The 25616-nt window shown below is 55.8% G+C and carries 21 protein-coding genes; 8 read left to right on the forward strand and 13 right to left on the reverse strand.

Features of this window, described 5'->3' with window-relative positions; all coding sequences use genetic code 11:
* Positions 1–209: 209 nt before the first annotated feature.
* Positions 210–3737 (forward strand): pyruvate:ferredoxin (flavodoxin) oxidoreductase, encoded by a 3528-nt coding sequence (gene nifJ, locus H7R58_RS12815; RefSeq protein WP_182934373.1) that lies wholly within the window; start codon positions 210–212, stop codon positions 3735–3737.
* 235 nt (positions 3738–3972) lie between these two features.
* On the opposite strand, the gene H7R58_RS25490 is transcribed toward nifJ, so the two are convergent.
* On the reverse strand, positions 3973–4152 hold the full coding sequence (locus tag H7R58_RS25490; RefSeq protein ID WP_320108677.1) for a hypothetical protein: 180 nt from the start codon (positions 4150–4152) through the stop codon (positions 3973–3975).
* Positions 4134–5114 carry an IS5-like element ISKpn26 family transposase gene (locus H7R58_RS12820; RefSeq protein ID WP_000019445.1) on the reverse strand — a complete coding sequence of 327 codons (981 nt, stop codon included), beginning with the start codon at positions 5112–5114 and terminating at the stop codon, positions 4134–4136. The genes H7R58_RS25490 and H7R58_RS12820 overlap by 19 nt, the downstream gene beginning before the upstream one ends.
* A 177-nt stretch (positions 5115–5291) precedes the next feature.
* Between H7R58_RS12820 and ompC the strand changes: the two genes are divergently transcribed.
* Entirely contained in the window at positions 5292–6437 is a 1146-nt protein-coding gene (gene ompC, locus H7R58_RS12825; protein WP_182930473.1) for a porin OmpC, read from the forward strand.
* A gap of 154 nt (positions 6438–6591) precedes the next feature.
* Here ompC and H7R58_RS12830 read toward each other — a convergent pair whose 3' ends face one another.
* From H7R58_RS12830 to H7R58_RS12840, 3 genes are read right to left on the reverse strand one after another with little or no spacing between them, the layout of a single operon-like run.
* Positions 6592–6876, reverse strand: coding sequence for a heavy-metal-associated domain-containing protein (locus tag H7R58_RS12830; RefSeq protein ID WP_106926684.1), 285 nt, complete (start codon positions 6874–6876; stop codon positions 6592–6594).
* Positions 6873–7229: a mercuric transporter MerT family protein gene (locus tag H7R58_RS12835; protein ID WP_197974858.1), complete on the reverse strand. Its 357-nt coding sequence runs from the start codon at positions 7227–7229 to the stop codon at positions 6873–6875. The genes H7R58_RS12830 and H7R58_RS12835 overlap by 4 nt, the downstream gene beginning before the upstream one ends.
* Complete coding sequence (locus H7R58_RS12840) at positions 7207–8352, reverse strand: transglutaminase-like domain-containing protein (RefSeq protein ID WP_106926680.1); 1146 nt, start codon at positions 8350–8352, stop codon at positions 7207–7209. The genes H7R58_RS12835 and H7R58_RS12840 overlap by 23 nt, the downstream gene beginning before the upstream one ends.
* 502 nt (positions 8353–8854) lie before the next feature.
* On the opposite strand from H7R58_RS12840, the gene H7R58_RS12845 reads away from it, so the two are divergent.
* Positions 8855–10555 carry a penicillin-binding transpeptidase domain-containing protein gene (locus tag H7R58_RS12845; RefSeq protein WP_374956741.1) on the forward strand — a complete coding sequence of 567 codons (1701 nt, stop codon included), beginning with the start codon at positions 8855–8857 and terminating at the stop codon, positions 10553–10555.
* 144 nt (positions 10556–10699) lie between these two features.
* Here the strand turns inward: H7R58_RS12845 and kdsA are convergent, their stop codons facing one another.
* Genes kdsA through hemA form a run of 6 tightly spaced genes read right to left on the reverse strand, consistent with a single transcriptional unit; the run spans position 10700 to position 16033 of the window.
* Positions 10700–11554 (reverse strand): 3-deoxy-8-phosphooctulonate synthase, encoded by an 855-nt coding sequence (kdsA, locus tag H7R58_RS12850; protein ID WP_182930472.1) that lies wholly within the window; start codon positions 11552–11554, stop codon positions 10700–10702.
* Positions 11555–11605: 51 nt separating this feature from the next.
* On the reverse strand, positions 11606–12415 hold the full coding sequence (gene sirB1 / locus H7R58_RS12855) for an invasion regulator SirB1 (protein ID WP_106926674.1): 810 nt from the start codon (positions 12413–12415) through the stop codon (positions 11606–11608).
* Positions 12416–12418: 3 nt separating this feature from the next.
* Positions 12419–12811, reverse strand: a complete 393-nt coding sequence (gene sirB2 / locus H7R58_RS12860; RefSeq protein WP_106926672.1) for an invasion regulator SirB2 — start codon at positions 12809–12811, stop codon at positions 12419–12421.
* The gene (gene prmC, locus H7R58_RS12865) at positions 12808–13659 is read right to left on the reverse strand and encodes a peptide chain release factor N(5)-glutamine methyltransferase (RefSeq protein ID WP_182930624.1); all 852 of its coding nucleotides are present in this window, start codon (positions 13657–13659) and stop codon (positions 12808–12810) included. The genes sirB2 and prmC overlap by 4 nt, the downstream gene beginning before the upstream one ends.
* Positions 13659–14741 (reverse strand): peptide chain release factor 1, encoded by a 1083-nt coding sequence (prfA, locus tag H7R58_RS12870; RefSeq protein ID WP_035891560.1) that lies wholly within the window; start codon positions 14739–14741, stop codon positions 13659–13661. The genes prmC and prfA overlap by 1 nt, the downstream gene beginning before the upstream one ends.
* A gap of 35 nt (positions 14742–14776) precedes the next feature.
* Entirely contained in the window at positions 14777–16033 is a 1257-nt protein-coding gene (gene hemA / locus H7R58_RS12875) for a glutamyl-tRNA reductase (RefSeq protein ID WP_106926668.1), read from the reverse strand.
* Positions 16034–16239: 206 nt separating this feature from the next.
* Between hemA and lolB the strand changes: the two genes are divergently transcribed.
* From lolB to dauA, 4 genes are all read left to right on the forward strand, one after another.
* Positions 16240–16857, forward strand: a complete 618-nt coding sequence (lolB, locus tag H7R58_RS12880) for a lipoprotein insertase outer membrane protein LolB (RefSeq protein WP_182934374.1) — start codon at positions 16240–16242, stop codon at positions 16855–16857.
* Positions 16857–17705: a 4-(cytidine 5'-diphospho)-2-C-methyl-D-erythritol kinase gene (gene ispE, locus H7R58_RS12885; RefSeq protein ID WP_181357998.1), complete on the forward strand. Its 849-nt coding sequence runs from the start codon at positions 16857–16859 to the stop codon at positions 17703–17705. The genes lolB and ispE overlap by 1 nt, the downstream gene beginning before the upstream one ends.
* A gap of 205 nt (positions 17706–17910) precedes the next feature.
* Positions 17911–18858 carry a ribose-phosphate diphosphokinase gene (gene prs, locus H7R58_RS12890; RefSeq protein ID WP_003856663.1) on the forward strand — a complete coding sequence of 316 codons (948 nt, stop codon included), beginning with the start codon at positions 17911–17913 and terminating at the stop codon, positions 18856–18858.
* 123 nt (positions 18859–18981) lie between these two features.
* Positions 18982–20664 carry a C4-dicarboxylic acid transporter DauA gene (gene dauA, locus H7R58_RS12895; RefSeq protein WP_182934375.1) on the forward strand — a complete coding sequence of 561 codons (1683 nt, stop codon included), beginning with the start codon at positions 18982–18984 and terminating at the stop codon, positions 20662–20664.
* Positions 20665–20760: 96 nt separating this feature from the next.
* On the opposite strand, the gene H7R58_RS12900 is transcribed toward dauA, so the two are convergent.
* A complete protein-coding gene (locus H7R58_RS12900) occupies positions 20761–22224 on the reverse strand; it encodes a pyridoxal phosphate-dependent decarboxylase family protein (protein ID WP_106926661.1) in 1464 nt (487 codons plus the stop codon).
* A 15-nt stretch (positions 22225–22239) separates the two neighbouring features.
* Positions 22240–23625 carry a diaminobutyrate--2-oxoglutarate transaminase gene (locus H7R58_RS12905; protein ID WP_096878374.1) on the reverse strand — a complete coding sequence of 462 codons (1386 nt, stop codon included), beginning with the start codon at positions 23623–23625 and terminating at the stop codon, positions 22240–22242.
* Positions 23626–24238: 613 nt separating this feature from the next.
* Here H7R58_RS12905 and lysC point away from each other — a divergent pair.
* Positions 24239–25603, forward strand: coding sequence for a lysine-sensitive aspartokinase 3 (gene lysC, locus H7R58_RS12910; RefSeq protein WP_106926657.1), 1365 nt, complete (start codon positions 24239–24241; stop codon positions 25601–25603).
* Positions 25604–25616 lie beyond the last annotated feature (13 nt).

A 25616-nucleotide genomic window follows, 5' to 3' on the forward strand; every position in this document is an offset into this window, starting at 1 on the left:
AACATTTTCTGGCAATTTTGTGGCGAAAATCATTCGCCTCATTGATATCGACGCCCCCTTAGGACACAAAAGCAAAAATGATTCAGCCCGAGGTTTGCTAGACTTCCCTTAACATCATCCTCAAGAGCGATGTGTCAATGACGAACAATTTCCCGGTTGGCGGCGCTCCCGCGGACCACTTTTTTGCGCAATGTAAGGTGTCATAATCCATGATCACAATTGATGGTAATGGCGCGGTCGCCTCGGTGGCGTTCCGTACCAGCGAAGTCATCGCCATTTATCCGATCACGCCGAGCTCAACCATGGCTGAACAGGCTGACGCCTGGGCGGGCAACGGGCTTAAGAACGTCTGGGGCGACGTGCCGCGCGTGGTCGAGATGCAGTCGGAGGCAGGCGCGATTGCCGCCGTACACGGGGCGCTACAAACGGGTGCCCTGTCAACGTCCTTTACCTCATCGCAGGGCCTCCTGCTGATGATCCCCACGCTGTATAAGCTCGCCGGACAGCTGACGCCTTTTGTGTTGCACGTTGCAGCACGTACCGTCGCCACCCACGCGCTGTCGATTTTTGGCGACCATTCTGATGTCATGGCCGTACGCCAGACCGGCTGCGCGATGCTGTGCGCCAGCAGCGTGCAGGAAGCGCAGGACTTTGCGCTGATTGCCCATATCGCTACGCTGAAAAGCCGCGTACCGTTTATTCACTTCTTTGATGGTTTCCGCACCTCACACGAGATCAACAAGATCGTGCCGTTGGCCGACGATACGATTCGCAGCCTGTTACCGCAGGAAGACATCACCGCTCACCGCGCCCGCGCCCTCAATCCTGAACACCCGGTTATCCGCGGTACCTCGGCAAACCCGGACACTTATTTCCAGTCTCGTGAAGCCACTAACCCGTGGTACAACGCGGTTTACGACCACGTTGAGCAGGCGATGGATGATTTTGCCGATGCCACCGGCCGGCGTTACAAACCGTTCGAATACTACGGTCATCCGCAGGCTGAACGCGTCATTGTGATTATGGGGTCAGCGATTGGTACCTGCGAGGAAGTGGTAGATGAACTGCTGACCCGCGGTGAGAAGGTCGGCGTACTGAAAGTTCGCCTGTATCGCCCGTTCTCCGCAGCGCACCTTCTGCAGGCGCTACCGGAAAGCGTGCGCAGCGTGGCGGTCCTCGATCGCACTAAAGAGCCGGGGGCTCAGGCCGAACCGCTGTATCTCGACGTCATGACCGCGCTAGCGGAAGCCTTTAACCAGGGCGAGCGCGAAACGCTGCCGCGCGTGATTGGCGGCCGCTACGGGCTCTCTTCAAAAGAGTTCGGCCCGGACTGCGTGCTGTCTATTTTCAACGAATTGACGGCGGCCAAGCCGAAGCCACGTTTCACCGTCGGTATCTACGATGACGTAACCCATCTCTCCTTGCCGCAGGTAGAAAACACTTTACCGTCGCGCGCACGTCTGGAAGCGCTGTTCTACGGACTGGGCAGCGACGGCAGCGTCTCTGCGACCAAAAACAACATCAAGATTATCGGTAACTCCACGCCATGGTTTGCGCAAGGGTACTTCGTCTATGACTCCAAAAAGGCGGGCGGCCTGACGGTCTCTCACCTGCGCGTCAGCGACGAGCCGATCCGTTCTGCCTATCTGGTGGCACAGGCCGATTTTGTCGGCTGCCATCAGCTGCAGTTTATCGATAAATACCAGATGGCCGAGCGCCTGAAGCCCGGCGGTATTTTCCTGCTCAATACGCCCTACAGCGCCGATGAAGTCTGGGCGCGCTTGCCGCAGGAAGTGCAGGCCGTACTGAACCAGAAACAGGCGCGCTTCTACGTGATCAATGCGGCGAAAATCGCCCGTGAATGCGGCCTGGCGGCGCGAATTAATACCGTTATGCAGATGGCCTTCTTCCACCTCACGCAGATTCTGCCGGGCGATAGCGCGCTAATGGAGTTGCAAAACGCCATTGCCAAAAGCTACAGCAGCAAAGGTCAGGATCTGGTTGAGCGTAACTGGCAGGCGCTGGCGCTGGCCCGTGAATCGCTGTTTGAGGTTCCGCTACAGCAGGTTAACGCCAGCAGCCCTCATCGCCCGCCGGTGGTCTCCGACGCCGCTCCGGACTTTGTCAAAACGGTCACCGCGGCGATGCTGGCCGGTCTTGGCGACGCGCTGCCGGTATCTGCCCTGCCGCCGGATGGTACCTGGCCTGTCGGCACCACCCGCTGGGAAAAACGCAACATTGCCGAAGAGATTCCTATCTGGAAAGAAGATCTTTGCACCCAGTGTAACCACTGCGTTGCCGCCTGCCCGCACTCGGCCATCCGCGCGAAGGTGGTGTCGCCGGAAGCCATGGATAACGCCCCGGCCTCCCTACACTCTCTCGACGTGAAGTCGCGCGACATGCGCGGTCAGAAATACGTCTTGCAGGTGGCGCCAGAGGACTGCACCGGCTGTAATCTGTGCGTTGAAGTCTGCCCGGCAAAAGACCGACAGAATCCGGATATCAAAGCCATCAACATGATGTCGCGTCTGGAACACGTAGAAGAAGAGAAAGTGAACTATGACTTCTTCCTCGAACTGCCGGAAATCGACCGCAGCAAGCTGGAGCGCATTGATATTCGTACCTCCCAGCTTATCACTCCGCTGTTTGAATACTCCGGCGCCTGTTCCGGCTGCGGCGAAACGCCGTATATCAAACTGCTGACTCAGCTATACGGCGACCGTATGCTGATTGCCAACGCCACCGGCTGTTCTTCCATTTACGGTGGTAACCTGCCTTCGACGCCGTACACCACCGATGCTAACGGCCGCGGGCCGGCGTGGGCTAACTCCCTGTTTGAAGACAACGCCGAGTTTGGCCTGGGCTTCCGCTTAACGGTCGATCAACATCGTCAGCGCGTGATGCGCCTGCTGGACGGTTTTGCCGAGCATATTCCGGCAGAACTCAACGACGCGCTGCACGCGGATGCAACGCCAGAAGTGCGTCGTGAGCAGGTTGCCGCCTTACGCAGCGCGCTTAGCGGCGTAGAAGGCGCCGAAGAGCTGCTGACCGATGCGGACGCATTGGTTGAGAAATCCATCTGGCTTATTGGCGGCGACGGCTGGGCCTACGACATCGGTTTCGGCGGTCTGGACCATGTCATGAGTCTGACCGAAAACGTCAATATTCTGGTGCTTGATACCCAGTGTTATTCCAACACCGGCGGGCAAGCCTCAAAAGCGACCCCGCTCGGCGCGGTCACCAAATTTGGTGAGCACGGCAAGCGCAAGGCGCGTAAGGATTTGGGCGTCAGCATGATGATGTACGGTCATGTGTACGTGGCGCAAATTTCGCTCGGCGCACAGCTTAACCAGACGGTGAAAGCTATCCAGGAAGCGGAGTCCTACCCGGGGCCATCGATTATCATCGCCTATAGCCCATGCGAGGAGCACGGTTACGATCTGGCGCTCAGCCACGATCAGATGCGTCAGCTCACCGCGACCGGATTCTGGCCGCTGTTCCGCTTTGACCCGCGTCGCGCCGATGAAGGCAAGATTCCGCTGGCGCTGGACTCACGTCCGCCGTCAGACGCGCTGGCCGAAACGCTGATGAACGAGCAGCGTTTCCGTCGCCTGAACAGCCAGCAGCCAGAGGTGGCAGAGCAGCTGTGGAAAGACGCGGCAGAGGATCTGCAAAAACGCTACGACTTCCTTGCCATGATGGCCGGAAAAGCGGAAAAACCAGCGTCACAGGAATAACCGTTCTAAGGTCATTCTGAAACCATAAAAAAAGCCCGAATAGTTATTCGGGCTTGTCATTTAAGATAACGAATAAGAATAATGACACACGGCAACATAAATAAATCACGGAAGAATAAAGGCATATAACGGCCGCAGCTTACGTTATATATCGTTACTTGTATAATTTTAAATTTGTATATATTTTGATAAATCATTCACCAAAATTATTACCATTTCAATTGACTCACCTCCTTTAGATTTTACTTAGGAAGGTGCGAATAAGCAGGTCATTTCTTCCCAAGCTGACTCGCTGATTAAAATTTCGCGGATCTGGGCCGATTTTTTTCCCGCAAACACATCGAATCAGCCTATTTAGGCTATTTTTTCCACCATTTCTGGCGTTATTTCCGGTTTTTACTGAGATCTCTCCCACTGACGTATCATTTGGTCCACCCGAAACAGGTTGGCCAGGGTGAATAACATCGCCAGTTGGTTATCGTTTTTCAGCAGCCCCTTGTATCTGGCTTTCACGAAGCCGAACTGCCGCTTGATGATGCGAAACGGGTGCTCCACCCTGGCACGGATGCTGGCTTTCATGTATTCGATGTTGATGGCCGTTTTGTTCTTGCGCGGATGCTGCTTCAAGGTTTTTACCTTGCCGGGACGCTCGGCGATCAGCCAGTCCACATCCACCTCGGCCAGCTCCTCGCGCTGTGGCGCTCCTTGGTAGCCGGCATCGGCTGAGACAAATTGCTCCTCTCCATGAAGCAGATTACCCAGCTGATTGAGGTCATGCTCGTTGGCCGCGGTGGTGACTAGGCTGTGGGTCAGGCCACTCTTGGCATCGACACCAATGTGGGCCTTCATGCCAAAGTGCCACTGATTGCCTTTCTTGGTCTGATGCATCTCCGGATCGCGTTGCTGCTCTTTGTTCTTGGTAGAGCTGGGTGCCTCAATGATGGTGGCATCCACCAAAGTGCCTTGGGTCATCATGACGCCTGCTTCGGCCAGCCAGCGATTGATGGTCTTGAACAATTGACGGGCCAGTTGATGCTGCTCGAGCAGGTGGCGGAAATTCATGATGGTGGTGCGATCCGGCAGGGCGCTATCCAGGGATAATCGGGCAAACAGGCGCATGGAGGCGATTTCGTACAGGGCATCTTCCATGGCACCGTCGCTCAGGTTGTACCAATGCTGCATGCAGTGAATACGCAGCATGGTCTCCAGCGGATAGGGCCGTCGGCCATTGCCCGCCTTGGGATAAAACGGCTCGATGACAGCGGTCATATTCTGCCATGGCAGAATCTGCTCCATGCGGGAGAGGAAAATCTCTTTTCGGGTCTGACGGCGCTTAGTGCTGAATTCACTATCGGCGAAGGTGAGTTGATGGCTCATGATGTCCCTCTGGGATGCGCTCCGGATGAATATGATGATCTCATATCAGGAACTTGTTCGCACCTTCCCTTATCGCGTTACAAATATTATTTACCCTCTCGAATTTTTCTCTATTAGCATGGCCATACTTCCTGTATCGGGAAGCGCACAAATAAAAATACTAAAGGAATATACTCAATGAACAGAAAAGTACTGGCCCTCATCATTCCTGCCCTGCTCACCGCAGGCGCAGCCCATGCCGCAGAAGTTTATAATAAAGACGGCAATAAATTAGACATCTACGGCAAGGTAGATGGTCTGCATTATTTTTCTAATAATTCCGGCTCTGATGGCGATCAGAGCTATGTTCGTTTCGGTTTCAAGGGCGAAACACAAATTAACGAGATGCTGACCGGTTACGGCCAGTGGGAATACAACGTTCAGGCCAATACCGAAGAAAGCGATACGGGCAACGCGTGGACCCGTCTGGGCTTCGCGGGCCTGCGCTTCGGTAATTACGGCTCATTCGACTACGGTCGTAACTATGGCGTATTGTACGACGTTGAAGGCTGGACCGACATGCTGCCAGAGTTCGGCGGCGACACTTACACCAACGCGGATAACTTTATGACTGGCCGCGCCAACGGCGTAGCGACCTATCGCAACAACGACTTCTTCGGTCTGGTCGACGGTCTGAACTTTGCTCTGCAGTATCAGGGTAAAAATGAAAACCAGGGTGGCGAAGGCGACAATAGCTATGGCACAAACAACCGTTCTGACGGCAATGTCCGTAAAGACAACGGTGACGGCTTCGGTCTGTCCACCTCTTACAATCTGGGGATGGGCGTGAGCGCTTCAGCCGCGTACGCGACTTCCGATCGTACTAACGCGCAGAAAACAGATACCACTGCCGATGGCGATAAAGCAGACGCATGGACCGTCGGTCTGAAATACGACGCCAATAACCTTTACCTTGCATCCATGTATTCAGAAACGCGTAATATGACGCCATACGGTGATGATAACGGCGTGGCCAACAAAACGCAGAACGTTGAAGTTACCGCACAATACCAGTTCGATTTTGGTCTGCGCCCGGCAATCTCTTATCTGCAATCTAAAGGTAAGGATTTATACACCGGCAACAACAATGTAAAAGCAAACGCAGTCGGCGACAAAGACCTGGTGAAATACCTGGATCTGGGCGCAACTTATTACTTTAATAAGAATATGTCCACCTACGTGGATTATAAAATCAACCTGCTTGACGGCAACGATACCTTCTATCAGGAAAACGGTATCAACACCGATAACGTTGTCGCGATGGGCCTGGTTTACCAGTTCTAAGACGATATAAGAACCCGCCGCTAATGCCGATCGGTCAGGAACGGTAGGCCGGATAAGGCGTTTTACGCCGCCATCCGGCAATCAGCGCGCACTGTGCCGGATGCTAATCCGGCCTGCGCAAGCATGACGGTCATTGCCGGCGGGTTTTCTTTATTTACTGCACCACGCTTTCGCCGTGGATTTCCCCTTTGAATCCGGTTTTAGCAATGGCCGCTAATAGCCGCTGATTATCAAAGTTTTCGGGCACCACCACCTGCGCCTGACGCGTTTTCAGCGAAGCCTTAGCCTTAATAACGCCCTCGGTACTGCGTAAAGCCTGGTTAATGGAAATCACACACAGCGGGCAGTTCATTTCGCCAACATCAATGGTGACCAGCTTATCGGCCGCCCAGCCAAACGGCGTAAACATCAGCAGCGCCAGACAAATCGCTTTTTTCATTCCATCCACTCCCAGACCCAGGGCAAAACGTAAGGATAAGTGATTAACGCCAGCACCAGCGGCACCGCCAGCCAGTACAGCCACACCAGCACCCGACGGCTTACCACGTTCACGCATACCGGCTTAGCCGACAGATGCAAGCGCCAGAACCCGCGCGCCATCAGCCCCAGAGCGACGATCACCATCGGAATCTGTAGCCACGAGGCACCGGGAATACCCACCAGCCCCGCCGCCGATATGCCAAACAGCAGATACAACAGCGGCCCGATGCAGCACAGCGTTGATGCGCCGGCGGCGATCACCGCCGCCAGCAGCGTCAGCAGCCCGCCCTTAATGCTGTTCGACGCTGACATAATCGTAGCTAAAGGCGGCCGGATCGTAGAAGTTCAGCGGATCGCCATCCACTTCGGCGTAAGGGTAGCCCAGATTGTTCACGTCGCCCTGCTCTGCGGCAGGTGACAGCGCGAAATCCCGCGCGTGGTTAAAGCCGACCCAGTTCATTTCCCAGTTACCAAACAGGTAATCGTTCACTGCCGTCACCGCCGGATCGCCGTTCTCTTTTTTCTCCGTCAAACGCATTTTGGTCACATCCGCCGGATCTGCGGGCATCCAGCCAAAACCAGCCAGCCAGAACATGGCGCGGCAGTGTTGACCACCGCTGATTTTGGCCACACCTTTATCGTCGGCGCTGCCGAAGGCTTTCGTCGAGTAGCCGTTCAGCTTACGGCTGGCACCTAAGCGGATGCCGAACATTTCACGCGCCGGAATGCCGACCGCGCGGCACAGCGCCACAAACACCGAGTTGATATCGGTACATTTGCCGCCCAGCTTGTTGGTTTTGAGAATTTCGCCGACGTCGCCGGTGCCGCAGCCAATCACCGCATCATCACGATGCATATGGGTGCTTACCCAGTTGTGAATCAGACGCGCCTGCTTGAGCGGCGCTTTTTCATCGGCAATAATTTTCAGCGCAGTCTCTTTCACCAGGCCATCAACCGGAATGTGCGGCGTGGCCAGCAGGAAAGGCTTGATCTCATCGGGGATCACGGCGCCGGCGACCGGCAGCTGCCAATCGGCCAGGCGATTGTCTTTCAGCACCTCCCAGTCGCGCGTTTCAATGTCCATTTCGACTTTGATATCCAGCGCCCCGTCAGATGATGGCCAGGTCACAAACAGCACTTTCGCACCATAGCGATTATTAGCATTTAACGTCGCGCTCTGGTAATTACCGCTGAAAGAGAGGTTCAGCAGCTGCTGGAAGGCGGTATCTTCTGGGATAGGGATCCACAAATTCACCTTGCCAGAAGAACCTTGCGGGGCCTTCAGGCTATAGGTTTGCGTCATCACAAAACGGCGGTATTTGCCGGAAGAAGAGACGGCAGGCTGCGCTTTCGCTTCAGTTTTGGCAAAAACCGGACTGACCAGACCCAGCGTGGACAGGGCCGCAGCGCCTTTCAGGAAGTTACGCCTTTGCATTGTGTATCCTTCATCACCAGAAAAAGCTGGCGCTTCACCCCGCACCTGCGGAGGCTGGGCGCTATTATGCGGCCATGTATTCAGCACGACAATGGATATGAGGATGCAAACGGCATCATCGGTTAAAATCACGCCCCGCCTGCGTAATGTTATAACAACTCGAAAAAGATGAGCAAACCTGCGGATGGCTCCGATAATATTCAGCCAGCATGAAGTAAATAACGGAAAAGCACGCTCACCGAAATTCAACCCCAGGTAAATTTATTGGCACACGCTTGCGTAATTTCTCATCAATTATTGTTAATCAGCTCACCGGCAATACGCCATTAGCGCTGAAATAATATGTTAACTTAATGGCTTGTTATCAATGACGTTACCTGTAAACTGTTTCACGAGTTCGCCTGATAATGGGTTTTAAATTGCATCGTGGCAGCCGTTGATAAATCACGACTGGCGGCAATTGATTATAAAAAATAAAAATTCATGTGGTTTTATGTTACAAATGAAAAGAAAATCAACAGAAAAGCAAAATAAAGACTCATTTATTACGTCTCGTTACACAATAATCTGTCTTGGTATTCTTGGCTGCCTCGGCGTTTTACTGGTAAGGGTCGCCGATCTGCAGTTTCTGAACCACCCGATGCTGGCAAAAGAGGCGGATCAGCGCTCGCTGCGCACCGTGGTACTGCCCACCAACCGCGGTACGCTGGTCGATCGCGATGGCGAAGCATTGGCCATGAGCGTCCCGTCGCGTGACGTGGTGGTCGATCCGGTGAAAATCGTTGAGGCCAGCCCCAATTTTCGCGATGCAAAATGGCAATATCTCGCCGCAGCGCTGAATACCACCACCGATCAAATTGCGAACAAAATTTACCAGAATTCCCGGCGTCATTTTCTTTTCCTTGAGCGGAAAGTTGAGCTCGGGATTGCTAAGGATATCGCCGATCTGCATATAAAGGGCATCAGCGAAATTTATGACGACAGCCGCTTCTACCCAATGGGCGAAGCGGCAGCCCCACTAATAGGTATTGTGGGCGCCGATAATACGGGGCTCAACGGTGTTGAAAAAGGCTACGATACTATTTTACAGGGTGAGCCGGGCAAAGAAATTTATCGTAAGGATGCCAACGGCGATATTATCAGCGTTCTGGATTACGATGCACCGAAACAGCCACCTACCGTTCAGCTCAGTATCGATAAATTCGATCAGTACACGCTGTACAGCAAACTTCGTGAAGGCGTTCTGCTGAACAAGGCCGACTCCGGCGCGGCGGTGCTGGTGAAAATCGACACCGGCGAAATCCTGGCGATGGCTTCGTATCCCTCTTACAACCCCAATAACTTTGATAACGCCACCCCATTGCAAATGCGTGACGTGGCGATTAACGACAGCTTTGAGCCCGGTTCAACGGTGAAGCCATTAGTGATCATCGAAGGCCTGGAAAGGCATATTATTCAGCCCAATACCCTGCTTGATACCACGCCCTACCGCGTCAACGGGCACCTGATCCGCGACGTGGGTCACTGGCCGCAGCTCACGCCGACCGGTATTCTGCAAAAATCGAGCGATATTGGCGTGTCGCATATTGCGCTGGCCATGCCGGCCCAGGCGCTGGTTGATACCTACCACGCTTTTGGGCTGGGTAAGCCAACCGGTCTGGGATTGACCGGCGAAAGCGTTGGCTACTTCCCGCTGCATCGCCAGCAGTGGGCCGATATCGAACGCGCCACCTTCTCCTTTGGCTATGGGCTCCGCGTGACGCCGCTGCAAATTGCACGTGAATATGCCACCCTCGGGTCATTTGGTATCTATCGCCCGCTATCCATTACCAAAGTGACTCCGCCGGTTATCGGCCAGCAGATTGCCGATCCGTCAATTGTCAAAACGGTGGTGCACATGATGGAGAGCGACGTGCTGCCCGGCGGCAGCGGCGTACGCGCAGCGGTGCCGGGATACCGTCTGGCAACCAAAACGGGGACCGCGGAAAAGCTGGGCGACAGCGGCAAATATGACGGCGGCTACGTGAACTACACCGCTGGCGTCGCGCCGGTCAGCCATCCGGAAGTGGCGCTGGTCGTCGTGGTGAATAACCCGACGGCCGGTACCCACTTCGGGGGGTCGGTAGCAGCACCGATATTTGGCAACATTATGGGGCCCGTGCTGAAAAATATGAATATTGCCCCGGACGCGCTGTTGCAGTAGCTCATACCATCAGGCTGCCGCACGGCAACGTGCGCCCGAAACGGGCCGCTGGGGTCATAGCCAGCGGCCTTTTTTGTTATCAATGACGCGAAAAAAAAACCGCCCCGTTGAACGCGGAGCGGTTTTTTCAGACCTCAGCAATGATTATTTGCTGGTATCCAGTTCGTCGAAACCTTTCACCAGATCGTCAATTGCTTTCATCTGCTTCAGGAACGGTTCCAGCTTCGCCAGCGGCAGCGCGGACGGGCCGTCGCAGCGCGCATGGTCCGGATCCGGATGCGCTTCAATGAACAGACCGGCAATTCCCACCGCCATACCGGCGCGCGCCAGTTCGGTGACCTGCGCACGACGGCCGCCGCTTGCGGCGCCAAACGGATCGCGGCACTGCAGCGAGTGGGTGACGTCGAAGATAACCGGCGAGTTGTTGGACGCTTTTTTCATTACGCCAAAGCCCAGCATATCAACGACCAGGTTGTCATAACCGAAGTTAGAACCACGGTCGCAAAGAATCACTTTGTCGTTGCCGCCTTCGATGAATTTGTCCACGATGTTACCCATCTGGCCCGGGCTAACAAACTGCGGCTTCTTCACGTTAATGACCGCGCCGGTTTTGGCCATGGCTTCCACCAGGTCAGTCTGACGAGCGAGGAACGCTGGCAGCTGAATCACGTCCACCACGTCGGCAACCGGCTGCGCCTGGCTGGCTTCGTGCACGTCAGTGATGATTTTCACGCCGAAGGTTTGCTTCAGCTCCTGGAAAATTTTCATCCCCTCTTCCAGGCCTGGGCCGCGGTAAGAGTGGATAGAGGAACGGTTGGCTTTATCAAATGAAGCTTTAAACACGTAAGGGATGCCCAGCTTCTGGGTCACGGTCACGTAGTGTTCGCAAATACGCATCGCCAGGTCGCGTGACTCCAGCACGTTCATGCCGCCAAACAGAACAAACGGCAGATCGTTTGCTACCTTGATATCACCAATGCTAACCACTTTTTCTTTCATAAGATCGCCTTGTTAGGGTATTTCCGCGATTATAACCGGGATTTTTCCCGTTTAGTGAAGAGTAATTTGTTTATGCGCGATGGTGTTAATCTGCGCGCGAATCATTTCGCTGATCGGGTCTTCCGGACATTGCTCAACGAAATAGTTTAAATCGTTCAGTGCGATGTGCTCACATTCCAGCTGGGCATAAATCAGCCCGCGGTCGCGAATTTCGTAGGGATCTTCTGGGTTAAACTGCAGCAACGCCTCGCTGGTACGCAGCGCCAGCTCCATCTGCCGCTCTTCCATGAGCGCCGATTTCAGCGTGTCGAGCAGTTTACGCACCACTTCGGCGTTATCCGCTTCATCGAGATCCTCATTGAACAGCTCCGCCATCGGGCTGATGTTGCCCTTCAGCCACACGTCGAGCGTATGCTCGTCAAGCGTGTCGCCGTTAAACGGGTTGATCAGCCACAGCTCTTCGTTGTCGACGTCGGCGCGCAGCAGCAGCTGGGTCGGGAAAATCACCGGCACCACCGGAATATCCAGATGCCCGGCGATCCACAGCACAATCGCACCGAGCGCCACGGCGCTGCCCTGACGATTTTTCAGCACCTGATCCAGCCACAGCGCATCCGACAGGCGGTAGACGCCGGAGGAGTCGCCAAAGTTCCACTCGTGGTAGAACAACTCAATCAGGCGTTCCATCTGGCGCGTCAGCGTCCAGGAAGGGCTGATCTCTTCCCGCGCCAGCGCCACCAGGCACTCGAGCTGCTCGCGCACCTTCTGCGACGGGAAATCATCACGAATTAATTCGGAAATAAGGATCATGCCGTCGCACAGCGGCGCTTTATTAAATTCAAAATCAGCCAGTGACTTCATACCCTACCCCAACAGCGGAACTTTAGTGATGGCGAGTTTAACGATGATGCACAACACCATCAGCGCCAGCAAAAACGCAATAAACTTGCTCTGCTGGCTGCGCGGACGACGACGTCCAAGCGCGACAAACCCCAAAAAGATGTAAATGATAACGCCAAACAGTTTCTCCGTCAGCCATCCCCCCTCTTCGGTAAAGGGAAAATAGCGCGTCATCACCATCAGCGCGACGCCGCTGAGCAGCAGCACGCTGTCAACCGCGTGCGGTAAAATGCGCACCCAGCGCGCCTCAAACAGGGCGCTGCGGTGGTGCATCCACCAATAGCGCAGTGCGAAAAAGGAGACGGAAACCACCGCCGACGCGATGTGCAAATAGAGCACAAACTGGAAAAAACTCATGCCTGTGCCTCCGGAGCGCCAGGCCACTGCGCCAGCGTCAGACGATCGTTGTCACCATAGTCACGGCAGGTTTGCACCTGCGCATAGCCGGCTGAGGTAAAGAGCGCGCGAACCGCCGCCCCCTGCCGCCAGCCATGTTCCAGCAGCATATAGCCGCCGGGCTCCAGCCAGTCACGCCCCTGGTTAACGATATGGGCTAAATCGGCCAGACCGCTATCCCCGGCCACCAGCGCGGTTTTCGGTTCAAAGCGCACGTCGCCCTGGCTAAGATGTTCGTCCTGTTCATCAATGTACGGCGGGTTGCTGACAATCATGGCAAAACGCTGTGGGCTCAACGCGCTGAACCAATCGCTTTGCATTATCGTCACGTTCGTTATCCCAAGATGGTCCGCGTTACGCTGCGCCAGGGCCGCCGCATCGGCAATATAATCGACGGCTGTCAGCTGGCAGTCCGGCCGTTCGCTGGCCAGAGCCAGGGCCACCGCGCCGGTGCCGGTACCGAGATCGAGGATCCGGCACGGCCTCTGCGGCAGACGCGCCAGCGCCTGTTCAACCAGGCACTCGGTATCCGGGCGAGGGATCAGGGTCGCTGGAGAGACAAACAGCGGCAGCGACCAGAACTCACGGCTACCCACCAGGTGGGCAATGGGCTCGCCGTTTTGTCGCCGTGCCAGCAGCTGCGTTAGCGTTTCCGCCTGTGCCGCGCTCAGCGTCGTTTCATCAAACGCGAGAATTTGCGTGCGCGATTTACCGGTCACATGCCCTAACAGGATCTCCGCATCGCGACGCGGGCTTTCCCCACCCTGCAGCGTCGCGATAGCCTGCTGTAGCCACTCTCTCCAGGTCATCATTCCTGCTCGGACAGCGCCGCCAGCTGGTCAGCCTGGTATTCCTGCACGATAGGCTCAATCAGCATATCCAGCTTGCCTTCCATCGTTTCGTCCAGGCGGTAGAGCGTCAGGTTGATGCGGTGATCGGTCACGCGCCCCTGCGGGAAGTTGTAGGTACGGTTACGATCGCTACGATCGCCGCTGCCCAGCAGGTTGCGGCGTTCAGAGGCTTCCGCCTGCTGACGGCGGGCAATCTCTGCCGCGCGAATACGCGAGCCCAGCACCGACATCGCTTTAGCTTTGTTTTTGTGCTGCGAACGTTCGTCCTGGCACTCCACCACAATGCCGGTCGGCAGGTGGGTAATACGGATAGCCGAGTCGGTGGTGTTAACGTGCTGACCGCCCGCGCCCGAAGAACGGAAGGTATCGATACGCAGGTCCGCCGGGTTGATATCCGGCAATTCCGCTTCCGGCACCTCTGGCAACACGGCCACGGTACAGGCGGAGGTATGAATACGCCCCTGAGATTCGGTGGCCGGAACGCGCTGTACGCGATGACCACCGGACTCAAACTTCAGACGACCGTAAACGCCTTCACCGCTGATTTTGGCGATCACTTCTTTGTAACCACCGTGCTCACCTTCGTTGGCGCTCATGATCTCAACACGCCAGCGGCGCGATTCAGCGTAGCGGCTGTACATGCGGAACAGGTCGCCGGCAAACAGCGCTGCTTCATCACCGCCGGTACCGGCGCGTACTTCAAGGAAAGCATTGCGTTCGTCGTCCGGATCGCGAGGCAGCAGGAGCACCTGAAGCTGTTGCTCCAGTTCTTCTTCTTTGGCTTTGGCTTCCTGCAACTCTTCCTGCGCCATTTCGCGCATTTCCGGGTCGTCGAGCATCATCTGGGCAGTTTCAATATCGTCCTGAACCTGGCGCCAGTCGGTATAACAGCGAGCCACGTCGCCCAGCTGTGCGTATTCGCGGGACAGTGCGCGGAAACGGTCCTGATCGGCAATAGTTGCTGCGTCTCCGAGCAGCGCCTGAACTTCTTCATGGCGCTCGTAGAGAGCTTCCAGTTTAGCAACAATAGAAGGCTTCATTGGCGTAAATGCACCTTGTTATAAATAGAGTTGTGCTACTCCAGCCCGAGGCTGTTGCGCAGAATATGCAGGCGTTCGTCATCCCCGTCACGGGCGGCCTGCTGAAGAGATTTGGTTGGCGCGTGGATCAGGCGGTTGGTTAACTTGCGCGCCAGATCCTGCATGATGACCTGCGGATCGCCACCCTGTTCGAGCGCGGCGATCGCTTTAGCGGTGAGTTCCTCACGCGCCGTTTCAGCCTGGGAGCGATAATCACGAATGATGTCGCTGGCGCTTTGCGCGCGTAGCCAGGCCATAAACTCACTGGTTTCCTGCTCGACGATGGTTTCAGCCTGTACCGCGGCGGCTTTACGCTGCGCGAGGTTATTCTGAATAATGTTTTGCAGGTCGTCCACGCTGTAGAGATAGGCGTTAGCGAGTTTCCCCACCTCCGGCTCTACATCGCGTGGCACGGCAATATCCACCAGCAGCATCGGCTGGTTGCGACGCGCTTTCAGCGCGCGCTCCACCATCCCTTTACCGATAATTGGCAGCGGGCTGGCGGTAGAACTGATAATGATGTCGGCCTCTTTCAGGCGTTCATCGACGTCGCTCAGCGCGATCACCTCAGCGCCGACCTCATCGGCCAGCACCTGTGCGCGTTCGCGGGTACGGTTGGCAATCACCATTTTTTTCACGTGATGTTCGCGCAGATGGCGCGCCACCAGCTCGATGGTTTCACCCGCACCCACCAACAGTACGGTGACCGACGAGAGCGATTCGAAAATCTGTCGCGCCAGGGTACAGGCTGCAAACGCCACCGACACCGCGCTGGCGCCGATATCCGTTTCCGTGCGCACGCGCTTGGCAACAGAGAAGGATTTCTGGAACATGCGTTCCAGCTCGCTGACGTGCAGATGCCCGCGGCTGGAATCAGCAAACGCTTTTTTTACCTGCCCTAAGATTTGCGGCTCGCCCAACACCAGCGAGTCCAGCCCGCTGGCAACGCGCATCAGATGGCTGACGGCGTCGTTGTCCTGGTGCCAATAAAGGCTCTGGCGCAGTTCTTCTTCATTCAGGCCGTGGTAATCGCACAGCCAGCGGATAATCGCTTCATGCTGATTATCCTGCTCTTCTACGCTGAGATAGAGCTCGGTGCGGTTACAGGTCGACAGGACCACGCCCCCCTGTACCATTGGCTGAGCCAGCAGGCTCTCCAGCGCCTGGTCAAGCGTATCTGGCGAAAACGTGACGCGTTCTCGCAGCGCTACCGGGGCTGTTTTATGATTGATGCCAAGAGCTAAAAGGGTCATTGTGCGGGAGTAGTACCAGCGTTGATAAGGTTAGTCTGAGCGCATCATACAGGATGCGCGAGATCAATAAAAGGGAGGCTCCCCTTTTGGAGTAATAGGCAAGCTGGGTTAATTTTATGATTTAAGACAACTTGAGCGTAGACGCTGCCCACGGGCGACGCTAGCATTAAGCGTTATAATCGTAACGCACATCAAGGATTTTCATCATGGCCCTGCCTCGCCTGATTCGTTTGCTGCCTCTCGCAGCACTGGTTCTTACCGCCTGTACCGTTAATCCACCGAAAGGCCCTGGTAAAAGCCCCACCTCGCCGCAGTGGCAGCAGCACCAGCAGGAAGTGCGCCAACTGAGTCAATATCAGACGCGCGGCGCTTTCGCCTATTTGTCCGACCAGCAAAAAGTGTATGCCCGTTTCTTTTGGCAGCAAACCGGCCAGGATAACTATCGTCTGCTGCTGACCAACCCGCTGGGCAGCACCGAAATGGAACTGATTGGCCGACCGGGCTCCGCGCAGCTAACCGACAATAAAGGCCAGCGCTATACCGATACCGACGGCGAAGAAATGGTGGGCAAACTGACCGGTATGCCGATTCCGCTGAACAGCCTGCGCCAGTGGATCCTCGGCCTGCCGGGCAACGCTACCGACTATACGCTCGACGACCAGTACCGCCTGAGCGAGTTGCACTACACCGAAAACGGTAAGACCTGGAAAGTGGTCTACAGCGGCTACGACAGCAAAACCCAGCCCGCGCTGCCGTCTAACATGGAGCTGACCGAAGGTAGTCAGCGCATCAAGCTGCGCATGGATAACTGGATTGTAAGATGATGACCACCTGGCCCTCACCTGCCAAGCTCAACCTGTTTTTATACATCACCGGGCAGCGACCTGACGGCTATCATACGTTGCAGACGCTGTTCCAGTTCCTCGACTACGGCGACACGCTGACGATTGTGCCGCGCTCGGACGGGCAGCTACGGCTGCTCACGCCGGTCAAGGGCGTGCCGAATGAAGAAAACCTGATTATTCGCGCCGCGCGGCTGTTGATGAAAACGGCGGCGGCATCGCAGCGCCTGCCAGCCGGTAGCGGTGCCGATATCAGCATTGAAAAACGTTTGCCGATGGGCGGCGGTCTCGGCGGTGGTTCATCCAACGCAGCGACCGTGCTGGTGGCGCTTAACCACCTGTGGCGATGCGGGCTGTCGGAAGACGAGCTGGCGGCCATCGGGCTGACGCTCGGTGCCGACGTGCCGGTGTTTGTTCGCGGCCATGCGGCATTTGCCGAAGGGGTTGGCGAAGTGCTCACCCCGGTTGAGGTGGCGGAAAAATGGTACCTGGTTGCCCATCCCGGGGTCAGTATCCCGACCCCGGTCATTTTTCGCGATCCGGAGCTGCCACGAAATACCCCGGTCAGGTCAATAGAAACGTTATTAAAATGTGAATTCGGCAATGATTGCGAGGTTATCGCAAGAAAACGTTTTCGCGAGGTTGATGATGTGCTTTCCTGGCTGTTAGAATACGCGCCGTCGCGCCTGACTGGAACAGGAGCCTGTGTCTTTGCTGAATTCGACACGGAACTCGCTGCCCGCCAGGTGCTTGAGCAAGCCCCGGAATGGTTGCAAGGCTTTGTGGCAAAAGGTGTTAACCTCTCGCCATTGAAGCAAGCCCTGCTCTGAATCATTCGGTTTCCGTCAGTATTGCTGACGAAAGAAGAATGGTGATGAGTACCAAGCCGGGCAAACTGAGCTCCGGTGACAACGTCACCCTGTTCCAGACGTTGCATCGCGCTCTTTAATACACCGCCTGGATGAAATCGCGCCTGGCCCGCACAGTTTTTGGCCCGTTTCATCCACCACTGGACGCATGCCTGAGGTTCTTCTCGTGCCTGATATGAAGCTTTTTGCTGGTAACGCCACCCCGGAACTAGCACAACGTATTGCCAACCGCCTGTACACTTCTCTCGGCGACGCCGCTGTAGGTCGCTTTAGCGACGGCGAAGTCAGCGTACAAATCAATGAAAACGTACGCGGTGGTGATATTTTCATCATCCAGTCCACTTGTGCCCCAACTAACGACAACCTGATGGAATTAGTCGTTATGGTTGATGCCCTGCGCCGTGCTTCCGCAGGCCGTATCACCGCCGTTATCCCTTACTTCGGTTATGCTCGCCAGGACCGTCGCGTTCGCTCTGCTCGTGTACCTATCACCGCTAAAGTTGTTGCTGACTTCCTGTCCAGCGTAGGCGTTGACCGCGTACTGACCGTAGACCTGCACGCTGAACAGATCCAGGGCTTCTTCGATGTCCCGGTGGATAACGTATTCGGTAGCCCAATCCTGCTCGAAGATATGCTGCAGCTGAACCTGGATAACCCAATCGTGGTTTCTCCGGACATCGGCGGCGTGGTTCGCGCTCGCGCTATCGCTAAGCTGCTGAACGATACCGACATGGCTATCATCGACAAACGTCGCCCGCGTGCGAACGTGTCTCAGGTTATGCATATCATCGGCGACGTTGCCGGTCGTGACTGCGTGCTGGTTGATGACATGATCGATACCGGCGGTACGCTGTGCAAAGCGGCTGAAGCGCTGAAAGAGCGTGGTGCTAAACGCGTATTCGCCTACGCAACTCACCCGATCTTCTCCGGCAACGCGGTAAACAACCTGCGTAACTCCGTCATCGACGAAGTGGTTGTCTGCGATACCATCCCGTTAAGCGATGAGATCAAAGCGCTGCCGAACGTTCGCACCCTGACCCTGTCCGGGATGCTGGCCGAAGCGATTCGTCGTATCAGCAACGAAGAATCCATCTCTGCCATGTTCGAACATTAATCGAATCTGGTTAAAAAACCCGCTGCGGCGGGTTTTTTTGTCTATAGTATTTATTTGTATGATTTATGCCAACTTCACTGCCATTCACGTGACAGATGATGCGCTCATGGATGAAACAGTATTGTGAATAAATTATTCTCCTCCGATATCATGCCTTTCCGCGCGCTGATCGACGCCTGCTGGAAAGAGAAGTTCAGCTCGGCGCGCTTTATGCGCGACCTGATTGCCGGGATCACCGTCGGTATCATTGCCATTCCGCTGGCGATGGCGTTGGCTATTGGCAGCGGGGTTGCGCCACAGTACGGCCTGTATACCTCGGCCGTCGCGGGGATCGTTATCGCCCTGAGCGGTGGCTCCCGCTTTAGCGTATCCGGCCCCACCGCGGCCTTCGTGGTGATCCTCTATCCCGTTTCGCAGCAGTTTGGTCTGGCAGGCCTGCTGGTGGCGACCCTGATGTCCGGAATATTCCTGATCCTCTTTGGCCTGGCCCGCTTTGGCCGCCTGATCGAATATATTCCGCTGTCGGTGACGCTTGGCTTCACCTCGGGGATTGGTATTACCATCGGGACCATGCAGATTAAAGACTTCCTCGGTCTGCAAATGACGCACGTTCCGGAACACTACTTACAGAAGGTGGGCGCGCTGGTAATGGCGCTGCCGACCATCAACGTTGGCGATGCGGCCATTGGCATCGTCACCCTCGGCACGCTGATCCTCTGGCCACGCCTCGGCCTGCGCCTGCCGGGTCACCTGCCTGCGCTTATCGCCGGCTGCGTGGTCATGCTGTTGGTCAACCTGCTCGGCGGACACGTTGCGACCATTGGTTCCCAGTTCCACTACGTGCTGGCCGACGGCTCTCAGGGCAACGGCATTCCGCAGCTGCTGCCGCAGTTTGTGCTGCCGTGGGATCTCCCGGGCTCCAGCTTCACGCTGAGCTGGGCATCGCTGCATGCGCTGCTGCCCGCCGCATTTTCGATGGCCATGCTCGGGGCCATCGAATCGCTGCTGTGCGCGGTGGTGCTTGACGGCATGACCGGCACCAAACACAAGGCTAACAGCGAACTGGTTGGTCAGGGTCTGGGCAACATTGTCGCCCCGTTCTTCGGTGGTATTACCGCCACTGCCGCGATAGCGCGTTCCGCGGCTAACGTTCGCGCAGGTGCCACCTCACCGGTTTCCGCGGTTATTCACGCTATTCTGGTGATTCTGGCGCTGCTGATCCTCGCGCCGGTGCTGTCCTGGCTGCCGCTGTCGGCGATGGCCGCCCTGCTGCTGATGGTGGCATGGAATATGAGCGAGGCGCATAAGGTCGTGTATCTGCTGCGCAAAGCGCCAAAAGACGACATTATTGTGATGCTGATTTGCATGTCGCTGACCGTGCTGTTTGATATGGTCATCGCTATCAGCGTCGGCATCGTGCTGGCTTCGCTGTTGTTTATGCGCCGGATTGCGCGTATGACGCGTCTGTCGGCGGTTAACGTGTCGGTGCCGGATGATGTGCTGGTACTGCGCGTCATTGGCCCGCTGTTTTTTGCCGCTGCAGAAGGTTTATTCAGCGATCTGGAAACGCGCATTGCCGGTAAACGCATTGTGGTGCTGAAATGGGACGCGGTCCCGGTACTGGATGCCGGTGGCCTGGATGCCTTCCAGCGGTTTGTGAAAAAACTGCCTGAAGGCTGCGAGCTGCGGGTATCTAACCTGGAATTCCAGCCGCTGCGCACCATGGCGCGCGCGGGTATTCAGCCGATTCCTGGCCGTCTGGCATTCTTCCCAAACAAAGATGCCGCCCTGGCAGACATCCTCTGACCGTACCCCCGCACCGTAGCCTCCCCGGCGTCGCGTGACATCACAGGCAAAAAAAAATGGCTCCCTCGGGAGCCATTTTTATCGCAACGTGATTGCTTACGCTTTCAGCAACTGCTCAGCGGTGTCTTTCACGCTCCCCAGCAGAACTTTAACGTCCTCCAGGCACACCGTCGGGTTCAGCAGCGTCAGCTTCAGGCAGGTGATGCCATCCGATTCAGTCACGCCGACGTTGGCGCTCCCCGAAGCCAGCAGAACGTCACCAATACGCTGGTTCAGCAGCGCAACGAACGCCATGTCATCGCTTTCAGGACGGAAGCGGAACAGCACGCTTGCCAGCTGCGGCTCCATCACCAGCTCCAGATGCGGCTGAGTTTTGACAAACGCAGCCACATCACGCGCCAGCGTGACGCCGTTATCAATGATTTCGGCGTACTGCTTTTTGCCCAGCGCTTCAAGACCCATCCACAGCTTCAGCGCATCGAAACGGCGCGTGGTCTGCAGCGACTTCGACACCAGATTCGGCACGCCAGCCTCTTCATCGAATTCTGAGTTCAGGTATGCCGCCTGATAGCGCATCAGCTCGTAGTGACGCGCATCTTTAAGCAGGAACGCGCCGCAGCTGATGGTCTGGAAGAACTGCTTGTGGAAGTCCAGCGTCACGGAGTCCGCCAGCTCAAGACCGTTCAGGAAGTCGCGATACTTCTCAGACAGCAGTAACGCCCCGCCCCACGCTGCATCCACGTGCATCCAGATCTGATGCTCCGCCGCCAGCGCCGCGATATCCGCTAACGGATCGATGGCGCCAGCATCGGTGGTCCCGGCGGTGGCGACAATCGCCATCACCTGCTCGCCGTTGGCTTTCGCCTGAGCCAGCTTGGCTTTCAGGTCAGCCAGATCCATACGCGAGAATGCATCGGTCTTCACCTGAGTGACGGAACGGTAGCCCAGCCCCATCAGCGCCATGTTTTTCTGCACGGAGAAGTGCGCGCTTTCAGAGCAGAACACTTTGATTTTGCTCAGGTCACCGGTCAGACCATTCTGCTGAATGGAATGCCCCTGGCGGGCGAAGAAGGCATCGCGCGCCAGCATCAGGCCCATCAGGTTGCTCTGGGTACCGCCGCTGGTAAACACGCCGGCGTCGCCCGCCGTATAGCCCACCTGCTCGCGCAGCCATTCGATCAGCTTGATCTCAATGATGGTGGCGGACGGGCTCTGGTCCCAGGAGTCCATGCTCTGGTTGGTGGCGTTGATCAGCACTTCCGCCGCCTGGCTAATCACCAGGCTCGGGCAGTGCAGGTGCGCCACGCACTGGGCATGGTGGACTAACAGGCTGTCTTTCAGAAAGTATTCAACCGCACGCTCAATAGCGGCCTGGTTGCCCAGGCCCTGAGACGTAAAGTTCAGGTTGATGCGTTCGCGCAGTTGCTCAACGGTTTTGCCCTGATACATCTCAGGCTGCTTCAACCATTCAACGACCGCTCGCGTACTCTGCTCGATAGCATCCTGATAGGCGGCAATGCTTTGCGCCGAGCCGGACAGAATCGGGTTTACGTCTGACATTCGATCCAACTCCGTTTAAACCGGCTTCACGCCAGCGCCCAGCAGGGCGTTTTCGAATTTATCGAGGAACACTTCCAGCTCAGCGTTGGTGATCAGCAGAGACGGCAGCAGACGCAGTACGCAACCGTTGCGGCCCCCACGCTCCAGAATCAGCCCATTTTCGAAGCATTTTTTCTGCAGCAGCGCGGACAATTCGCCATCGGCCGGGTAGCAGCCCATATGATCCTGCGCTTCGTTCGGCTTCACGATCTCAATACCAATCATCAGACCCAGACCACGTACATGACCAATCACCGGGTAGCGTTTCTGCAGGTCAGCCAGCTTGCCTTTCAGCCACTCGCCCTGGGCAGCCACTTTATCGGCAATGTTGTCGTCTTTGAGGATCTTCAGCGTCGTCAGGCCGGTCGCCATCGCCAGCTGGTTGCCACGGAAGGTGCCGGTGTGGTGGCCCGGGGCCCATGCGTCGAACTGCTTTTTAATGCCCAGAACCGCCAGCGGCAGACCGCCGCCAACCGCTTTGGACATCACAATGATATCTGGCTCAATGCCAGCGTGTTCGAAGGCGAACAGCTTACCGGTACGTGCGAAACCAGCCTGAACTTCATCGATGATCAGCAGAATGCCGTGTTCCTGGGTCACTTTACGAATACGTTGCAGCCACTCAACCGGCGCCGGGTTCACGCCGCCTTCGCCCTGCACGGCTTCAAGGATCACGGCCGCAGGTTTACGCACGCCGCTTTCAACGTCGTTAATCAGGTTTTCGAAGTAATAGGTTAATGCTTTGACGCCAGCCTCGCCGCCGATACCCAGCGGGCAGCGGTACTCATGCGGATACGGCATGAACTGCACTTCCGCCATCATGTTGCTGACGGCTTCTTTCGGTGACAGGTTGCCGGTCACGGACAGCGCGCCGTGGGTCATCCCGTGGTAACCGCCGGAGAAGCTGATCACGCTGGAACGGCCGGTCACTTTTTTCGCCAGCTTCAGGGCCGCTTCAACGGCATCTGCGCCGGACGGACCGGTGAATTGCAGGCAATATTCTTTGCCCTGCCCCGGTAATAAGGACAGTAAATAAGATGAAAATTCATCTTTTAATGGGGTAGTAAGATCAAGCGTATGTAACGGTAAGCCGCTTGTGATGACACTTTGAATGCTCTGCAGCACTTCAGGATGATTATGACCAAGCGCCAGGGTTCCGGCACCTGCCAGGCAATCAAGATATTGATTATTTTCTACGTCAGTAATCCAGACGCCCTGCGCTTTAGCGATGGCTAATGGCAGTTTACGGGGATAGCTGCGGACATTAGATTCAAACTCAGCCTGTCTTGCTAAAAAGGTATCATTGCTCTGTGGTAATGAATTAGCACTTAAAGTATCAATACGGACTTTATCCGTCATCATATCACTCCTACAACCAGGTGTAGATTAACGCCTGATTGAATAAATGGTTATAAGGATTACCTGTAAAAAAGCGCGGCTAATATATGTTGTTTTAGCGTTGGACTCAATCATTTATTTTAAGGTCTGAAACATCGTTTAATTTTCATTTAAAATCAATGAGTAACACCGACGCAGCGCCCTCAAATTTATTAAATTTTGTTACCATTTGTCTTAAAGACCTCTCCGCAGAAGCCACCCGCATGATGTATTAAAAGCCATCTTATTTTCATGGTTTTATTATTCACTTACACGAATTTACCATTAATAATGTAAGCACTAACCGCCGAATGCATGATTTTTCACTTGTTTATGCTGAAATAAAATAAAAAAGTCGATCCCTCTGGATAAATCACTTACTATGGCGCGCTTATTTGCAGGCTCTGTAAATAAAGAACTAATGCGCATCACCCGGTAACGCGTACAGGCGAAACACGTTATCGACAACAGGAGCCTTTCCTGGGTTGTCATCAGAAATGTTCGCGGGCGGACATTTCGTAAGGCGAAGACGCTTCCCTTATGCCGAGAATGAAAATTTTCTAGCCATGCTTTCATGGCGCCCTGATATGAGATTGTTATGACACGCATTTATCCACAATTCATCGTTGCCAAATTTGGCGGCACCAGCGTCGCTGATTTTGACGCGATGAACCGCAGTGCCAGCATTGTTCTTGCTGATCCCAACGTTCGTTTAGTCGTTCTTTCTGCTTCGGCAGGCGTGACCAACCTGCTGGTCGAACTTTCTGAAGGTCTGGAAAGCCATCGGCAATTAGACAAGCTCGAGACGTTACGTACTATCCAGTACAACATTATTTCCCGCCTGAAGCAGCCTTCGGTTATCAGCAAGGAAATCGATAATCTCCTCGACAATATCGGCCGCCTGGCGCAAACCGCCGCGGCGTCGCCTTCCACCGCGCTGAGCGATGAACTCGTGAGCCACGGCGAGCTGATGTCTTCGCTGCTCTTTACCGAGGTCATGCGCGAGCGCGAGGTCGAAGCCAGCTGGTTTGATGCGCGCAGCGTGATTCGCACTAACGCCAACTACGGTTGCGCTGAGCCGGACGTCGCCGCGCTGGCTGAACTGGCCGAAATGCACCTGCGCCCACGCCTTGAGCAGGCCATCATGATTACCCAGGGGTTTATTGGCCGCGATGCCAGCGGGCACACCACGACGCTCGGCCGCGGTGGGAGCGACTATACCGCGTCGCTGCTCGGCGAAGCCCTCCACGCGGCACGGGTGGATATCTGGACCGACGTGGCCGGTATTTATACAACCGACCCGCGTATTGCGCCTAATGCCAAACGGATCGACCGCATCTCGTTTGCCGAAGCGAGCGATATGGCAGCCTACGGCGCGAAAGTGCTACACCCCGCCACGCTGATGCCGGCGATGCGCAAAAACATTCCGGTGTTCGTTGGCTCCAGCAAAAATATCGCCGCTGGCGGTACGCTGGTTTGCTGCACGACGGACAACCCGCCGCGCTACCGTGCGGTGGCGGTGCGCCGCAAGCAAACGCTGCTGCGCTTGCACAGCCTGGATGCACAACCGTCCTGCCATTTCTTAGCGCAGATGTTTGCGCTGTTAGCGCGTCATTCGGTGGCCGCCGATCTGGTGACAACCTCCGAAAACAGCATTGCGCTCGCGCTGGACTCCACTCACGCCACCTCGGGTGAAGATCACACGCTGACCACATCGTTATTTACCGAGCTGTCTTCCCACTGTCGCGTAGAAGTGGAAACCGGCCTGGCACTGGTGACGCTGGTCGGCAATCAGCTTACGCAGGTCTCTGGCGTGTTTAAGGATGTTTTTGCCTGGCTTGAGACGCATGCGGTTCGCATGGTCTGCCACGGTGCCTCCAGCAATAATCTTTGCATTCTGCTGCCCGCGGATGAAGCCGATAGCGCCGTTAAGGCCCTGCATTTGCGGCTGTTTGAGTCATAAGGTGATAAAAACA

Source organism: Klebsiella sp. WP4-W18-ESBL-05 (assembly GCF_014169075.1).
In the GTDB taxonomy this organism is placed as follows: Bacteria; Pseudomonadota; Gammaproteobacteria; order Enterobacterales; family Enterobacteriaceae; genus Kluyvera; species Kluyvera ascorbata_B.

What these genes read in the sequence shown, in the direction of transcription:
- nifJ (WP_182934373.1), top strand. Translation starts at nt 210, where the DNA reads ATGATCACAATTGATGGTAATGGCGCGGTCGCCTCGGTGGCGTTCCGT.
- H7R58_RS12820 (WP_000019445.1), bottom strand. Translation starts at nt 5,114, where the DNA reads ATGAGCCATCAACTCACCTTCGCCGATAGTGAATTCAGCACTAAGCGC.
- ompC (WP_182930473.1), top strand. Translation starts at nt 5,292, where the DNA reads ATGAACAGAAAAGTACTGGCCCTCATCATTCCTGCCCTGCTCACCGCA.
- H7R58_RS12830 (WP_106926684.1), bottom strand. Translation starts at nt 6,876, where the DNA reads ATGAAAAAAGCGATTTGTCTGGCGCTGCTGATGTTTACGCCGTTTGGC.
- H7R58_RS12835 (WP_197974858.1), bottom strand. Translation starts at nt 7,229, where the DNA reads ATGTCAGCGTCGAACAGCATTAAGGGCGGGCTGCTGACGCTGCTGGCG.
- H7R58_RS12840 (WP_106926680.1), bottom strand. Translation starts at nt 8,352, where the DNA reads ATGCAAAGGCGTAACTTCCTGAAAGGCGCTGCGGCCCTGTCCACGCTG.
- H7R58_RS12845 (WP_374956741.1), top strand. Translation starts at nt 8,855, where the DNA reads ATGAAAAGAAAATCAACAGAAAAGCAAAATAAAGACTCATTTATTACG.
- kdsA (WP_182930472.1), bottom strand. Translation starts at nt 11,554, where the DNA reads ATGAAAGAAAAAGTGGTTAGCATTGGTGATATCAAGGTAGCAAACGAT.
- sirB1 (WP_106926674.1), bottom strand. Translation starts at nt 12,415, where the DNA reads ATGAAGTCACTGGCTGATTTTGAATTTAATAAAGCGCCGCTGTGCGAC.
- sirB2 (WP_106926672.1), bottom strand. Translation starts at nt 12,811, where the DNA reads ATGAGTTTTTTCCAGTTTGTGCTCTATTTGCACATCGCGTCGGCGGTG.
- prmC (WP_182930624.1), bottom strand. Translation starts at nt 13,659, where the DNA reads ATGACCTGGAGAGAGTGGCTACAGCAGGCTATCGCGACGCTGCAGGGT.
- prfA (WP_035891560.1), bottom strand. Translation starts at nt 14,741, where the DNA reads ATGAAGCCTTCTATTGTTGCTAAACTGGAAGCTCTCTACGAGCGCCAT.
- hemA (WP_106926668.1), bottom strand. Translation starts at nt 16,033, where the DNA reads ATGACCCTTTTAGCTCTTGGCATCAATCATAAAACAGCCCCGGTAGCG.
- lolB (WP_182934374.1), top strand. Translation starts at nt 16,240, where the DNA reads ATGGCCCTGCCTCGCCTGATTCGTTTGCTGCCTCTCGCAGCACTGGTT.
- ispE (WP_181357998.1), top strand. Translation starts at nt 16,857, where the DNA reads ATGACCACCTGGCCCTCACCTGCCAAGCTCAACCTGTTTTTATACATC.
- H7R58_RS12900 (WP_106926661.1), bottom strand. Translation starts at nt 22,224, where the DNA reads ATGTCAGACGTAAACCCGATTCTGTCCGGCTCGGCGCAAAGCATTGCC.
- H7R58_RS12905 (WP_096878374.1), bottom strand. Translation starts at nt 23,625, where the DNA reads ATGATGACGGATAAAGTCCGTATTGATACTTTAAGTGCTAATTCATTA.
- lysC (WP_106926657.1), top strand. Translation starts at nt 24,239, where the DNA reads ATGACACGCATTTATCCACAATTCATCGTTGCCAAATTTGGCGGCACC.